Below are 13,497 nucleotides of genomic sequence, written 5' to 3' on the forward strand. Positions count from 1 at the left end.
CTATGGCATAGACGATACCGCTAACACAACGGAGGGGTTACAGTGTCGTTCGAACACATGTCGCTGGTCGAGGCCTTGCCTGCGGACTGGCGTGCCGGACGTTTCGTCGGGCGAATCGATAGCGGGGCGGGGCCGACCCCGATCATGGTCCGCGATGGCGTGGTCTTCGATATGTCGCGCGTCGCACCGACTGTGTCGGCGCTGATCGCGGCACGCGCGTTCGACGGTGGTGCGCAGATCTGCGACGTGGCCGATATCGCGACCAATCATCTGCTCAGCCCGATCGATCTGCAGTGTGTGAAGGCGGCAGGCGTCACCTTCGCCGTCTCCGCGCTGGAACGCGTGATCGAGGAACGCGCGCGCGGCGATCAGGCGCGCGCCGCCGAAGTGCGCGATCGGCTCGAAGGGGTGCTCGGCGGCAGCTTGCGCGCGGTGGTGCCGGGTTCGGCGGAAGCGGCGGCACTCAAGAGCGCGCTGATCGCCGACGGCATGTGGTCGCAATATCTGGAAGTCGCGATCGGGCCGGACGCCGAGATCTTCACGAAATCGCCCGTGCTATCGACGGTTCCGCTAAACGCTTCGGTCGGCGTGCGTTCGGATTCTACGTGGAACAATCCCGAGCCCGAGGTGGTCTTGGTCGCTGACGGACATGGCGAAGCGGTCGGGGCGACGCTGGGCAACGACGTCAACCTGCGCGATTTCGAAGGGCGCTCGGCGCTATTATTGGGCAAGGCCAAGGACAATACCGCGGCCTGCGCGCTCGGCCCGCTGATCCGGGTGTTCGACGGTGATTTCACGATAGACGATGTACGCAATGCAGACATCGCGCTGACGATCACGGGTGAGGACGGCTATGTTCTCGAAGGCGCCAGCACGATGCGGGAGATCAGCCGCGATCCCGAGGAACTGTTGCGCCAGACGATGAGCGAACATCAGTATCCAGACGGTCTCGTGCTGTTTTGCGGCACCCTGTTCGCGCCGACGCAGGATCGCGACGAACCGGGGCGTGGCTTCACGCATAAAGTGGGCGACGTCGTGCGCATTTCGAGCGCGCGCCTTGGTACTCTCATCAATCCCGTCACCACGTCGCGCGATGCACCTGCCTGGGACTATGGCATCGGCGCGTTGATGCATAATCTTGCCGCGCGCGGGCTGCTCGCGTGACGCTTCCGGAGACTGACATGTTGCAGCAAACCACGCATCAGGACATGCGCGCAATCTATCCCAGCCTCGCGAACAAGCGCGTCGTCATAACCGGCGGCGCATCCGGCATTGGCGCCGGACTGGTCGAGGCGTTCGTCGCACAAGGGTCGCGTGTTGCGTTGCTCGACATCGCCGATGGCGAGGGCGTGACGCTGGTTGCCCGATTGTCGCCGGGCGCACGTCATGCGCCGCTTTACCGCAATTGCGACCTGACCGACTTAGACCGCCTGGCCAGCGTTCTGGCTGAGGTGGAGGCGACGCTCGGCGGCGTCGACGTGCTGATCAACAATGCCGCCAATGACGATCGCCACACGATCGACGATGTTACCCCGGCGGTGTGGGAGGAGCGGCTGAACGTCAACCTGCGACACCAATTCTTCGCTGCAAAGGCGGTGATCCCGGCCATGAAGCGCGCCGGCGGCGGATCGATCGTCAATTTCGGGTCGATCAGCTGGCACCTCGCGCTGCCCGATCTGGTGCTTTACCAGACGTCGAAGGCCGCGATCGAGGGGCTCACCCGCGCGCTGGCCCGCGATCTGGGACGCAGCAATATTCGCGCGAACACGATCGTGCCGGGCAATGTTCAGACGCCGCGGCAGGAACGCTGGTATACACCGGCGGGCGAAGCGGAAATCGTAGCGGCGCAATGCCTTGACGGGCGAATTCAGCCGGCCGATGTGGCCGCGCTTGCGCTGTTCCTGGCATCCGACGATGCGCGGATGTGCACTGGCCACGATTATTTCGTCGATGCCGGATGGCGGTGATCAACGCCCGCCACGCGCTGAGCATCGGCGCGGAACTTGGTGAGGGTCCGCTGTGGCTCGACGGCGATCTGTGGTTCGTCGATATCAAGGGAAGGCGCATTTACCACTACACCCCTGCAACCGGAGCCTTGGCGCAATGGGAAGCGCCCGAATATGTCGGGTGGGTGCTTCCGTCGAACGTCGGCGACCTGATCGTCGGTCTGCAATCCGGGCCGCATCGTTTTGCGCCGGGCACGGGCGCGTTCACGTGCATCGCGTCGATCGATCCCGCTCTGCCCGCTAACCGGCTCAACGATGCCGCGACCGATCTGTCGGGGCGGGTCTATTTCGGAACGATGGATAATCGGGAAAGCGCCGCGACTGGCCACGTCTATGTGCTCGACCAAGGCGCGGTGACGCAGACCGCGATCGAACCCTGCGTCATTACCAACGGCCCGGCGATCACGCCGGACGGCGCGTGCCTCTATCATGTCGACACCCTCGCGCGCCGGGTTACGCGGCACGCCATCGCGCCCGACGGCAGGGTTGGGGCGGCCGAGCCATTTTTGCACTTTACCGGCGATGAAGGGCATCCCGACGGCGCTATCTGCGATGCTGAGGGCGGAGTGTGGATCGCCTTTTATGGCGGCTGGGCGGCACGGCGCTACGATGCTGCCGGGCAGATGACCGATATCGTCCGCTTCCCCGTCGCCAACGTTACCAAGATCGCGATCGGCGGCGCGGACCGCCATACCGCCTTCGCCACCACCGCGCGGCAGGGGCTTTCGGCAGAGGCACTCGCACAGCAGCCATTAGCCGGCGATGTCTTCACCTTTCCGGTCGCGGTCCCGGCCGCATCGCTTACCGCCGCCAATACCTAACGCCCGTCAGAGGCGATCACATCGAGGGGAGTTTTTGTGGAACACGCCCAGGTAAATAAACCGCTGGTCGCCTTGGTCGTCATGGTGGCGACGATCGGCGGCTTCATGTTCGGATATGATTCGGGTGTGATCAACGGCACGCAAAAGGGGCTGGAGGCGGCGTTCGCGCTCGGGCGATTGGGGATTGGCGTCAATGTCGGGGCGATCCTGGTGGGATCTTCGATCGGCGCGTTCACGGCGGGGCGGCTGTCCGATCTGATCGGGCGACGCAATACGATGATGGTGGCCGCCGCCTTGTTCATCGTCTCCGCGCTGCTGGCGGGGGCGGCGGACTCCTCGGCGATCTTCATCTTTGCGCGGATCATCGGCGGCTTCGGCGTCGGCGCTGCGAGCGTGACCTCGCCCGTCTATATCTCCGAAGTGACCCCGGCGAACGTGCGCGGGCGGCTGTCGAGCATTCAGCAAGTGATGATCATCTCCGGTCTGACCGGCGCGTTCGTCGCGAACTTCGCGCTGGCGCGTTACGCTGGCGGATCGACGGCGTTGCTGTGGGGTGGCCATGCCGCGTGGCGCTGGATGTTCTGGCTGCAAGTCGCGCCCGCCGCGCTCTACCTCGTCGCCTTGTTCTTCATCCCGGAAAGCCCGCGCTATCTGGTTGTGAAAGGCCGCGATGCCGAAGCCGAGCGCGTGCTGACGCGGCTGTTCGGCGCGCATGCGGCGGCGGCGAAGGTCGCGGAAATCCGCGCTGGCCTGGCTGCCGATCATCACCGGCCGAAGCTGTCGGACCTGATCGACAAGCAAACCCGGCGAATTCGCCCGATCCTGTGGGTCGGGATCGGGCTGGCGGTGTTCCAGCAGCTCGTCGGAATCAACGTCGTTTTCTATTACGGCGCGACGCTGTGGGAGGCGGTCGGCTTTACCGAGGATTATGCGTTGCAGACCAATATCCTGTCCGGCCTTCTATCTATCGGCGCGTGCCTGCTCGCGATCGCACTGATCGATCGGATCGGACGCAAGCCGCTGCTGCTGGTCGGATCGGCGGGGATGGCGGTAACGCTGGCGGGCGTCGCCTGGGCCTTCTCGACCGCCGTCAGCGGTGCGGATGGCGCGCTGTCGCTGCCGGGCAATGCGGGTGTCATCGCCTTGGTTTGCGCCAATCTGTACGTCATCTTCTTCAACGTAAGTTGGGGGCCGGTGATGTGGGTGATGCTGGGAGAGATGTTCCCGACCCAGATTCGCGGATCTGCGCTGGCGGTGTCGGGCTTCGCGCAATGGATCGCCAACGCTGCGATCTCGGTCAGCTTCCCGCTGCTCGTGGTCTATCCTGGCCTGGCGGTCACCTATGTCGGTTATGCCGTCGCGGCGGCGGTCTCCTTCTTCTTCGTGCGCGCGATGGTGGATGAAACGCGTGGGGTCGAATTGGAAGACATGGCGGGATGAGGCTTGCAGCGGGCGATTGGACTGCTGACTTGCGGCCAGGGGCTGGCGGCGCGATTGCGTCGCTTACCCGGCGCGGCGTCGATATCCTTCGCCCGACTTCGGCGGATGCGACCGATCCGCTCGCCTTCGCCAGCTTCCCGCTGGTGCCCTATGCCAATCGCATCGGCGGCGGCGCGTTCGAGGTCGAGGGCGTGCGGCATGTGGTGCCAGCGAACTGCCCGGGGCAGCTGCATCCGCTACACGGCGTCGGGTGGCTTTCCGCTTGGTCGGTCGAGGCGGCCGACGGCGCGCAGGCGACACTGCTGCACCGGCATGACGGCGATACGGCTTGGCCTTGGCGCTACGCCGCGACACAGCGCTTCGCGCTCGACCCAACGGGCCTCACGGTGACGCTTGGGGTTGAGAATTGGGACACGCGTGCGATGCCCGTGTCGCTCGGCTTCCACCCCTATTTCGTGCGCTCGGGCGTCAAAGCGATCGCGTTCGACGCGGGTGGGGTGTGGGAGGTCGACGCTACGCTGCTGCCGGTTGCGCATGTTGCGGCGGATACGCTTGGGGACTGGTCGGCGGGAGCAGCGCTCGATCGCGCCGATCTGATCGACCATTGCTATACCGGATGGGCCGGGACGGTGCGGATCGAGCGGGCCGACGGGGCGATCACGCTGACGGGCAGCGGGACACCGATGCTGCACCTGTATCTGCCGCCGGGCGCGCCATTCTTCTGCGCCGAACCTGTGAGTGCGATGCCCAATGCGGTCAATCACGGTGCCGCCGACATGCTGCAGCCGGGCGCGTGCCGCACGATCGCGATGTCGATCCGCGGTTGAGCTACCCGCGTACCCGCGCCGAGGGTCGGCGGCGTGGCGCGGCATCGGATTGGCGGCGGATCAGCGTGTAATCGAGCGTCACGTGGCGGACTTCCCCGCCGCCGCGCTTGGTGCGCAGCATCCCGGCGAGCAGTTCGACCGCAGCGCGCGACATGTCGGCGATCGGTTGGTGGATCGTCGTCAGTTCGGGCCAGATCGTCGTGGCAAGCGCGCTGTCATCGAACCCGCACACCGTCAGGTCCCCCGGCACGTCGAGCCCGCGGCGGTGCGCGACCGCAACCGTCGCCGCCGCCATATCGTCGTTGCTGGCGAAGATTGCCGAGGGCGGATTGTCGCGGTCGAGCAGATCGTCTGCAGCATCAAGGCCAGATCGGTATGTGAACAGCCCTTCACCGATCAGCGCCGGATCGAACGCAATTCCCGCCGCGCTCAGCGCTGCCTTGTACCCGTCAAGCCGTTCCTTGCTGGCGGTCAGATTGGGATTGCCGACAATGAAGCCGATCCGCGCGTGACCGAGCTCGATCAAATGGCGCGTCATTTCGCGCGCGGCGCCGTGATCGTCGATGGAAATTGCGGCGCATTCGGGCGGCGGGCAGCCCGTTGCGACGACCACGGTCGGCACGCGCGCCGCGATCAGCACGTCAAGCACGGGTCGCGAATCGCACAATGGCGGCGGCAGGATCACGCCGTCGATTCCGCTGGCGATCATGCGTTCGACCACTTCGCGTTCGTGATCGCCGATCTCGCATTTCTGCACCACGAGCTGAATGTCTGACCGACCCGCCTGATCGAGGCTGCCGACCAGAAATTCACTGAGATAGGCCGCACTCGGGTTCGAATAGAGCAGCCCCAGGCGAAGTTGCGACGCACCCGCCAGGCTGCGCGCTGCGCGATTGGGGGCGTAGTTCAGTTGAAGGATCGCGGCATTGACCGCCTCGCGCGTCGAATCGCGGACGTTGCTTTCGGCATTGATCACGCGGCTGACCGTCATCGTCGAAACGCCGGCCAACGCGGCCACGTCGGCAATTGTCGGCGCGCCGCTATAGCGGCCAGAACCAGCGCGGGGTTTGCGGGGGGCTGTCGTCATTGGTGTACCATCACCGTGATGTTAGCGCGTCGCAGCACCACGACGCAAACGCTGCGGACGTGCATTTATGGTAGCGCTAAATCAAACTTTGGTTATGCTGCCGCAAAAGACGATTTGGGAGCGGATCGATGGGACGGATTCACCGGGTGATACTGGCGGCGGCGCTGTGCGGCACTGCGATGAGCGCCACCGCGCAGGAGCGGGCAGGGGTGGCCCACCCAGCGCGCTGGCCGCAAGCGCACAGCCCCGGCCTGATCGATCCTGCAACCGAGGCGAAGATCACCGCCTTGCTCGCGCGCCTGACGCTGGAAGAGAAAGTCGGGCAGATGATCCAGGCGGATCTCAGTTCGGTGACGCCCGAGGATTTGAAACGCTATCCGCTCGGCTCGATTCTGGCGGGGGCAGCTCGCCACCGATCGGCGCGCCCGATCGTTCGCCCGCCGGCCCGTGGATCGCGACGGCGCGCGCCTTCGAGGCGGTCGCGATGGCGCCACGCCCCGGTCATGTCGCGATCCCGCTCCTGTTCGGCATCGACGCGGTGCACGGTAACAACAACATCGTCGGCGCAACGCTCTTCCCGCACAATGTCGGGCTGGGCGCGGCGCATGATCCGGACCTAATCCGCCGGATCGGTGCAGTGACGGGTGGGGAAACGGCCGCGGCTGGGATCAATTGGGCGTTCGGGCCGACGTTGGCGGTGCCGCAGGATGATCGCTGGGGCCGCACCTATGAGGGCTATTCCGAGGATCCCAAGGTCGTCGCCTCCTACGCCGGGGCAATGATCGAGGGGTTGCAGGGCAAGTCCGGCGCGTGGGGCATTCAACGTGGCCATGTCGCGGCATCCGCCAAGCATTTCCTCGGCGACGGGGGCACCAAGGACGGGATCGATCAAGGCGATACGCAGGTTCCCGAAGCGAAGCTGATCGCCACGCACAATGCGGGCTATCCCGGCGCGATCGATGCGGGCACCATGTCGGTAATGGCCAGCTTCTCGAGCTGGAACGGCGTCAAGATGCACGGCAACAAGAGCTTGCTGACCGATGTCTTGAAAGGCCGGATGGGGTTTGACGGGCTGATCGTCGGCGATTGGAACGGACATGGGCAAATCCCCGGCTGCACCAACACCGATTGTTCGGCGACCTTCAATGCCGGGCTCGACATGGCGATGGCGCCGGATAGCTGGAAGGGCTTGTACAATTCGACGCTAGCGGCGGCGAAGGCGGGGACGATTCCGCGCGCGCGGATCGACGATGCCGTTCGCCGCATCCTGCGCGTGAAGATGAAGCTGGGGCTGTTCGATCCGGCGCGGCCGTGGGAAACCAAGAGCGGCACGATCGGGTCGGCCGAACACCGCGCGGTTGCGCGTGAGGCGGTCGCCAAGAGCCTGGTGCTGCTGAAAAATGAAGGCGTCCTGCCGGTCAAGGCGAGCGCCAATATCCTGGTGGCTGGCGATGCGGCGGACGATATCGGTCGGCAGGCCGGCGGTTGGACGCTGTCGTGGCAGGGCGATGGCAACACCAATGCCGATTTCCCAGGTGCGACCTCGATCTTTGCAGGGATTGCGGCAGCGGCCAAGGCTGGCGGCGGGACGGCGACGCTGTCGCCCGACGGCAGCTTCACGACCAAGCCCGATGTCGCGATCGTGGTGTTCGGCGAACATCCCTATGCCGAAATGCGGGGCGATGTGCGCACCCTGGAATTCGAGGCGGGCGACAAGGAGTCGCTTGCCTTGCTGAAGAAGTTGAAGGCGGCGGGGGTGCCGACAGTGTCGGTATTTCTCTCGGGCCGACCGCTGTGGGTGAACCCGGAGCTCAACCAGTCCGACGCGTTTGTCGCGGCCTGGTTTCCAGGATCGGAAGGGGCCGGGATCGCCGATGTCCTGATCGGCGGAAAGCGCGATTTTACCGGACGGCTGTCGTATAGTTGGCCCAACGGGGCCGGGCAGTTCACGCTCAACGCCGGGACGCCGGGATACGACCCGTTGTTCGCGCGCGGCTATGGCTTGAGCTACGCCAAGCCGGGCAAAGTGCCGCATTTGGGTGAGGTCGCCGGGATTGACGCGAGCCTTGCCAATACCAGCCTGTTCTTCGCGCGTGGTAAGGTGCCCGCACCGTTCACTTTGTCGGTCGATGCGGCCGTTACGCGCTCGGCGACTGACAGCGCGACGACGCAGGAGGGCGCGGTCCAGCTCGCCTGGTCGGGGGCCGGTACAGCGCGGATCGCCGGTCCAAAGCTCGCTTTGGTGCGCGAAACCAATGGCGATTTGAACGTGCAGATGACGTACCGCGTCCAGACGCCGCCGACCGGCCCGGTGATGCTCGCGCTCGGCGGGGGGCAAGTCGATGTCGCGCCGACCCTGTCGACGGGAACCGGGTGGCGGACGCTGCGCGTGCCGCTCAAATGTTTCCGCGACAAGGGGGCCGATGTGACGGCGGTGACATCGCCGTTTGCGCTGACTGCAACCGCACCCTTCACGCTCGCGGTTTCCGATCTTCGCCTCGCGACCGATCCGGCTGGCGCGGTGTGCCCGAAATGAGCCGGGGGCCGGACCGTCGCAGCGTGATCGCCGCACTTGCCGCCACCTCGATTGCCATGCCGCTCGCGGCGCAAGGCCGCGGCGACGAGGTCATTGCATTGTGGCCGGAGATCGCACCGGGCGCGCCCGGCGTGCTGCCGGTGCGCAAGGTCGAACAGCGATCGAGCGATCCGACGTTCAACGATCGCTGGCTCACCGGGATCGACCGCCCAACCCTGACGGTGCGCCGACCGGTCAAGCCCAACGGCAGCGCGGTGATGCTTGTGCCGGGCGGCGGCTACGGGTTCCTGTCATGGGACAATGAAGGCGAGGAGCAAGCGCGCTGGCTGACTGCGCTCGGCGTGACCTGCTTCATCCTCACCTATCGCTTGCCGGGCGAGGGCTGGGCGAACCGCGCGACCGTGCCGCTCGCCGATGCGCAGCGCGGGCTGCGCCTGATCCGGGCGCGGGCAAGCGATTATGGCGTCGATCCGAAGCGGATCGCCGTGCTCGGCTTTTCTGCCGGTGGGCATCTCGCCGGCTCGCTCGCGACGCGGCATCACGAGAGCGTCTACGCTCCGATCGACGCGGCGGACCGGCTGTCGGCGCGGCCCGATCTCGCCGGGCTTATCTATCCGGTGATCAGCATGGACCCCGCGATCACCCATGCCGGCAGCCGCGACAATCTGTTCGGGCCGGTGCAGAGTCCCGAGGCACTGCGCAACGCGTCGGTCGATCTGCGCGTGACGGCCGACACGCCACCGGCGTTTCTGTGCCACGCCAGCGACGACGGTCTGGTGCCGATCGCCAACAGCCTGGTACTGTATCAGGCGATGCTCGCGGCAAAGCGCCCAGCCGAGCTGCACGCTTTCGACCAGGGTGGGCACGGTTTCGGCGTGCGCGCGCCGAAGAGCGTGCCGATCTCGGCCTGGCCGACGCTGTTCGCCGCCTATGCCCGGCGCACAGGGGTGTTCCCGGCATGAAACGGTTGGCGCTCTTGCTTCTGGCAGGCGTGCTGACCGCCGCCGATGCGCCCTCCTATCAAAGCAGTCCGCCGCGCCGCAGCGTAATCGAAACGCGCGACTGGGGGGCGTGGGGCGGTCCGTTCCGCGCGAAACTGGTGCCTGCGCTGATGCAGGATTTCGGTGAGCGTTATCTCTACGCGGCCGCCAATGCCGCGCTCCGGCCACCTGCCAAAGGGGAGCAGCGGGTCGTCTTCCTGGGCGATTCGATCACCGACATGTGGGATTTGTCGCGCGCCTTTCCGGGCAGGGCCTATGTCAATCGCGGTATCGGTGCGCAGGCGACGGCACAGATGCTGCTGCGGTTCGAACCCGATGTCGTGGCGCTGAAGCCCGCCGCCGTCGTCATTCTGGCCGGCACCAATGACGTGACCGGCTTCCTCCAGGTCGAAACGCCGGCCTCGATCGTGGCAAATATCACAGCGATGGCGGACATCGCCGATGCGCGCGGGATTCGCGTGGTCCTGACCTCGATCCTGCCGGTTAACGATTATACCGAAAATGCGCGCCACGTCGTGGCCGAGCGGCCGCCAGCAACGCTCCGAGCGATTAACGCCGAGCTGAGGGCGCTCGCTCAAAAGCGCGGCTATGCCTACGCGGACTATGCCGCCGCGATGACCGATGCGCGCGGGTTGTTGGCGGCTGATCTAACCGCCGACGGGCTCCATCCCAATACGGCAGGCTATGCGCGCATGGCCCCGATCGCCAGTGCCGCCATCGCGCGGTCGCTCGGCATGCCGCCGCCCCGCCATCGTTCCGGAGACTAGCTATGGGTTTGCGCCACACCGTCCTGGCCGCGATCGTGGCGGCATCCATCACACTTCCGGCGTTCGCGCAAACCAGCCTGCCGACACCGCTCCCCATTCCCGCGCGGTACAAGAACTTCCGCGCGGCGATCTACATCGCGGTGGGCGATGTGCGGAAGCTGGCGGACCGGGCGACGTTCGATCGGCGCTATGCCCGTGCGGCGAGCCAGTTGCACTTCGACAAGGTTTACATCGAAGCCTATCGCGACCGCGTCTTTGCGACCGATGCAGAGCTAGAGCTGGTCAAACGCTATTTTGCCGAGAAGGGTATCGCGACCGCTGGGGGCATCACGCTGGCAGCGGGCGGTGAGGGCGGCCAGTTCGGCACGTTCGATTATGAAAAGCCAGCAGACCGCGCCGAGTGCGAGAAAGCGGTCCGCCTCGCCGCAAGGCATTTCGACGAAGTGATCCTCGATGACTTTTTCTTCTACACCTCGAAAAGCGAAGCAGACATCTCCGCGAAGGGTGCGCGGAGCTGGACCGCTTATCGGCTCGACACGATGCGCAAGGTCGCGCGCGATCTCGTTCTGGCGCCCGCCCATGCCGTGAACCCGCGCGTGAAAATGGTGATCAAATACCCGAATTGGTACGAACATTTTCAGGGCCTGGGCTACGATCTCGACCAGAATGCCCAAGCGTTCGACGGCATCTATAGCGGCACCGAAACGCGCGATCCGACGCTGACCGACCAATTGCTCCAGCAATATGAAAGTTACGGCATCATCCGTTATTTCGACAATATTCGCCCTCGCGGAAATGGCGGTGGGTGGGTCGATACCTTCTCGACGCGCGATGTCGATCGCTATGCCGAGCAATTGTGGGACACACTGTTCGCCAAGGCACCGGAGATCACGCTGTTCAATTGGCGCCCGATGTCTGAGGATGCTGCAGCAGACACCGGTCAGCGGCCGTGGGCGAGCACGCCGACAAGCTTCGATTGGGCAGCCGAGCAGCGGCGCTGGGAAGCAAGCGGCGCTACGCTGCCGATGGGATGGGGCCGCGCGGCGGGCTATGCGCTGGAGACCGCGGATACGGTTGTGGGCGCACTCGGCAAGCCGATCGGGGTGGCGAGTTACAAGCCGTATCAGTCGTCAGGCGAAGATTTCCTGCACAACTACCTCGGCACGATCGGTCTCCCGATCGAGCTGTCGCCGCATTTCCCCGATACCGCGAAGACGATGCTGCTAACCGAAGCGGCGGCGGCTGACCCCGCGATTGTCGGGAAGATCCGGGGCGCGCTGAAACGCGGCGCGACGGTGGTGGTTACCTCTGGCCTAGTCGAAAAGCTGCAGGACAAGGGCTTCCGCGATCTCGCGGAATGGACGCCGACCGGGCGCCGTGTGCTGATCGATCACTTCGTCCAGGGCTATGGCGCGGGCAACGGCACGCCGCTCAACGCGACCGATGGCGTGCAAAGGCCGATCCTGTTCCCCGATATCCGGTTCTACACCAACGATAGCTGGGCGATCGTGCGCGGAGTTGCCGCCGCCAAGGGGGTCCCGCTGATCCTCATGAACCATTATGCGGCGGGGACGCTGTATATGCTGACGATGCCGGAAAATCCGGGCGATCTCTATGCGTTGCCACCGGCGATGCTGGGGCAGATTCGCGCGGTAGCGAGCGGCGCTTTGCCGGTGACGATCGATGCACCGGCGCAGGTTGCACTCTTCCTCTACGACAATGATACGCTCATCGTGCAATCCTACCGGGCCGAGACGACGCCGGTCACAATTCACGCCGCAGGGCGCGAATTGGTGGAAATCCCGTCAGGCGCGACGCTTGCGCCGAGCGCGGCAGTCGCCGGGAGCGCCGAAGCGCGTGCCGCCCGTGCCGATTTTGCCGTGTCGATTCCGCCGCATTCGTTTCGCGCGTTCAGGATCGTCCGCTGAGCTTGAGGGCAAGCTGTCGGCCGATCTCCTGACGCTCGGCCTCGGGCAGATCGCCCAACACACCGCGCGCCGCAACCGGCAAATGCGCCCCCGCGGCGTCGTCGAAGACGAGATGGTCGAATAAGGCGCGCCATGCCGCGCGGCGGCTTTCGGGCTGCGCACGGATCGCGACCAGCGCGTGGAGCAGCGCGTCGACCGGTGACATCGCCTCTGGCGTGGCGCTCCACCAATAATTCACCAGGACGCTAAGCGGATCGAGCGAGCGCACCGAGTGCCACCAGAGATAGGGAATGAAGATCGCATCGCCCGGTGCCAACTCCGCTGCCATTGCGGTGTCGAGCGCGTCGGCGAAGCGCGGGTAACGCGCCAGATCGGGCGCATCGACGTCCACCATGCTGACCGGTGTCCCGGCGGGGGTCAGTTCGAGCGAGCCGATATAGAGGTTCGCCGCTTGATCGGGCGGGAACAGGGTGAAGCGTCGTCGGCCGCCGACGACGCAAGCAATATTGTCGTTCGAATTGTAATGCGTCGCGACGTGGATGCGATTGCCGATCCAAATGCGGGGACGTACCGACTCGGGCAGCAGGTCGAGGCGGTTCGCGTCGGCAAAGCCCGGTAGCACCAGATCGGTGGGTGCCGATTGCATCGCTAGCGCGAGGGGTTCGGCACTGTCGGCCTGCTCCTGCAACTGCTCGAGCACTTCGCCGAGCGGTGCGTCGCGGCGACCGAAATTCATCCCGCGCATGTCGTCGCGGTAGAAGAAGCGACCCTTGAGCGAGGGCAGCCCGACGACGCATGGAGCGGCGCGCGTGCTGGCCTGATCCCGCAGATAGCGATCCAGCAGACCTGCTTTCGCGGCGGCGACCGACGGCCACGATGCCACTTGAGCGCGAAATATGGCTGGCCTCGCCGCCGCCGCAATTTCGGCGAATTCGCTAGCGTTTACCGGACCATATTCATCCATCGCACGCATCAGCGGGGCCCCTCGGCTACTCGTCCATAGGATGTATGTTAGCGGTCTACATAATGCTATTGCTACGGCTCTAGGCCAATGCTAGTACTTTCGCATCCGATGGGCTGACCG

General features: G+C 65.4%; 10 protein-coding genes and 1 pseudogene. 9 read left to right on the plus strand and 2 right to left on the minus strand.

Annotation, left to right across the window (positions count from 1 at the left end; translation table 11 throughout):
* Positions 1–57: 57 nt before the first annotated feature.
* The 5 genes from AB5I39_RS15270 to AB5I39_RS15290 are packed head-to-tail and all read left to right on the plus strand — an operon-like array spanning position 58 to position 5,094.
* Positions 58–1,164 carry a fumarylacetoacetate hydrolase family protein gene (locus AB5I39_RS15270; RefSeq protein WP_404374183.1) on the plus strand — a complete coding sequence of 369 codons (1,107 nt, stop codon included), beginning with the start codon at positions 58–60 and terminating at the stop codon, positions 1,162–1,164.
* 17 nt (positions 1,165–1,181) lie between these two features.
* Positions 1,182–1,967, plus strand: coding sequence for an SDR family NAD(P)-dependent oxidoreductase (locus tag AB5I39_RS15275; protein WP_404368702.1), 786 nt, complete (start codon positions 1,182–1,184; stop codon positions 1,965–1,967).
* Positions 1,958–2,827 (plus strand): SMP-30/gluconolactonase/LRE family protein, encoded by an 870-nt coding sequence (locus AB5I39_RS15280; RefSeq protein WP_404368704.1) that lies wholly within the window; start codon positions 1,958–1,960, stop codon positions 2,825–2,827. The genes AB5I39_RS15275 and AB5I39_RS15280 overlap by 10 nt, the downstream gene beginning before the upstream one ends.
* 15 nt (positions 2,828–2,842) lie before the next feature.
* The gene (locus AB5I39_RS15285) at positions 2,843–4,267 is read left to right on the plus strand and encodes a sugar porter family MFS transporter (RefSeq protein WP_404374185.1); all 1,425 of its coding nucleotides are present in this window, start codon (positions 2,843–2,845) and stop codon (positions 4,265–4,267) included.
* Entirely contained in the window at positions 4,264–5,094 is an 831-nt protein-coding gene (locus AB5I39_RS15290) for an aldose 1-epimerase (protein WP_404368707.1), read from the plus strand. The genes AB5I39_RS15285 and AB5I39_RS15290 overlap by 4 nt, the downstream gene beginning before the upstream one ends.
* A 1-nt stretch (position 5,095) precedes the next feature.
* Here AB5I39_RS15290 and AB5I39_RS15295 read toward each other — a convergent pair whose 3' ends face one another.
* Positions 5,096–6,181: a LacI family DNA-binding transcriptional regulator gene (locus AB5I39_RS15295; protein WP_404368710.1), complete on the minus strand. Its 1,086-nt coding sequence runs from the start codon at positions 6,179–6,181 to the stop codon at positions 5,096–5,098.
* A 128-nt stretch (positions 6,182–6,309) separates the two neighbouring features.
* Between AB5I39_RS15295 and AB5I39_RS15300 the strand changes: the two are divergent.
* The 4 genes and pseudogenes from AB5I39_RS15300 to AB5I39_RS15315 all read left to right on the plus strand — a co-directional run bounded on the left by AB5I39_RS15300 (position 6,310) and on the right by AB5I39_RS15315 (position 12,413).
* Positions 6,310–8,717: pseudogene (locus AB5I39_RS15300) on the plus strand (glycoside hydrolase family 3 N-terminal domain-containing protein).
* Positions 8,714–9,679: an alpha/beta hydrolase gene (locus AB5I39_RS15305; RefSeq protein WP_404368713.1), complete on the plus strand. Its 966-nt coding sequence runs from the start codon at positions 8,714–8,716 to the stop codon at positions 9,677–9,679. Before AB5I39_RS15300 ends, AB5I39_RS15305 begins: the two are co-directional and overlap by 4 nt.
* Positions 9,676–10,485 (plus strand): GDSL-type esterase/lipase family protein, encoded by an 810-nt coding sequence (locus AB5I39_RS15310; protein WP_404368716.1) that lies wholly within the window; start codon positions 9,676–9,678, stop codon positions 10,483–10,485. Before AB5I39_RS15305 ends, AB5I39_RS15310 begins: the two co-directional genes overlap by 4 nt.
* A gap of 2 nt (positions 10,486–10,487) precedes the next feature.
* Complete coding sequence (locus AB5I39_RS15315; protein ID WP_404368719.1) at positions 10,488–12,413, plus strand: hypothetical protein; 1,926 nt, start codon at positions 10,488–10,490, stop codon at positions 12,411–12,413.
* Here the strand turns inward: AB5I39_RS15315 and AB5I39_RS15320 are convergent.
* Positions 12,397–13,386, minus strand: coding sequence for a cupin-like domain-containing protein (locus AB5I39_RS15320; RefSeq protein WP_404368722.1), 990 nt, complete (start codon positions 13,384–13,386; stop codon positions 12,397–12,399). The genes AB5I39_RS15315 and AB5I39_RS15320 overlap by 17 nt on opposite strands.
* Between the last annotated feature and the right edge of the window lie 111 nt (positions 13,387–13,497).

Source organism: Sphingomonas sp. MMS24-J45 (assembly GCF_044881195.1).
Taxonomy (GTDB): Bacteria; Pseudomonadota; Alphaproteobacteria; order Sphingomonadales; family Sphingomonadaceae; genus Sphingomonas.

Excerpts from the sequence above, each read along its gene's own strand:
- AB5I39_RS15270 (WP_404374183.1), top strand. The coding sequence starts at position 58 with ATGTCGCTGGTCGAGGCCTTGCCTGCGGACTGGCGTGCCGGACGTTTC.
- AB5I39_RS15275 (WP_404368702.1), top strand. The coding sequence starts at position 1,182 with ATGTTGCAGCAAACCACGCATCAGGACATGCGCGCAATCTATCCCAGC.
- AB5I39_RS15280 (WP_404368704.1), top strand. The coding sequence starts at position 1,958 with ATGGCGGTGATCAACGCCCGCCACGCGCTGAGCATCGGCGCGGAACTT.
- AB5I39_RS15290 (WP_404368707.1), top strand. The coding sequence starts at position 4,264 with ATGAGGCTTGCAGCGGGCGATTGGACTGCTGACTTGCGGCCAGGGGCT.
- AB5I39_RS15295 (WP_404368710.1), bottom strand. The coding sequence starts at position 6,181 with ATGACGACAGCCCCCCGCAAACCCCGCGCTGGTTCTGGCCGCTATAGC.
- AB5I39_RS15305 (WP_404368713.1), top strand. The coding sequence starts at position 8,714 with ATGAGCCGGGGGCCGGACCGTCGCAGCGTGATCGCCGCACTTGCCGCC.
- AB5I39_RS15310 (WP_404368716.1), top strand. The coding sequence starts at position 9,676 with ATGAAACGGTTGGCGCTCTTGCTTCTGGCAGGCGTGCTGACCGCCGCC.
- AB5I39_RS15315 (WP_404368719.1), top strand. The coding sequence starts at position 10,488 with ATGGGTTTGCGCCACACCGTCCTGGCCGCGATCGTGGCGGCATCCATC.
- AB5I39_RS15320 (WP_404368722.1), bottom strand. The coding sequence starts at position 13,386 with ATGCGTGCGATGGATGAATATGGTCCGGTAAACGCTAGCGAATTCGCC.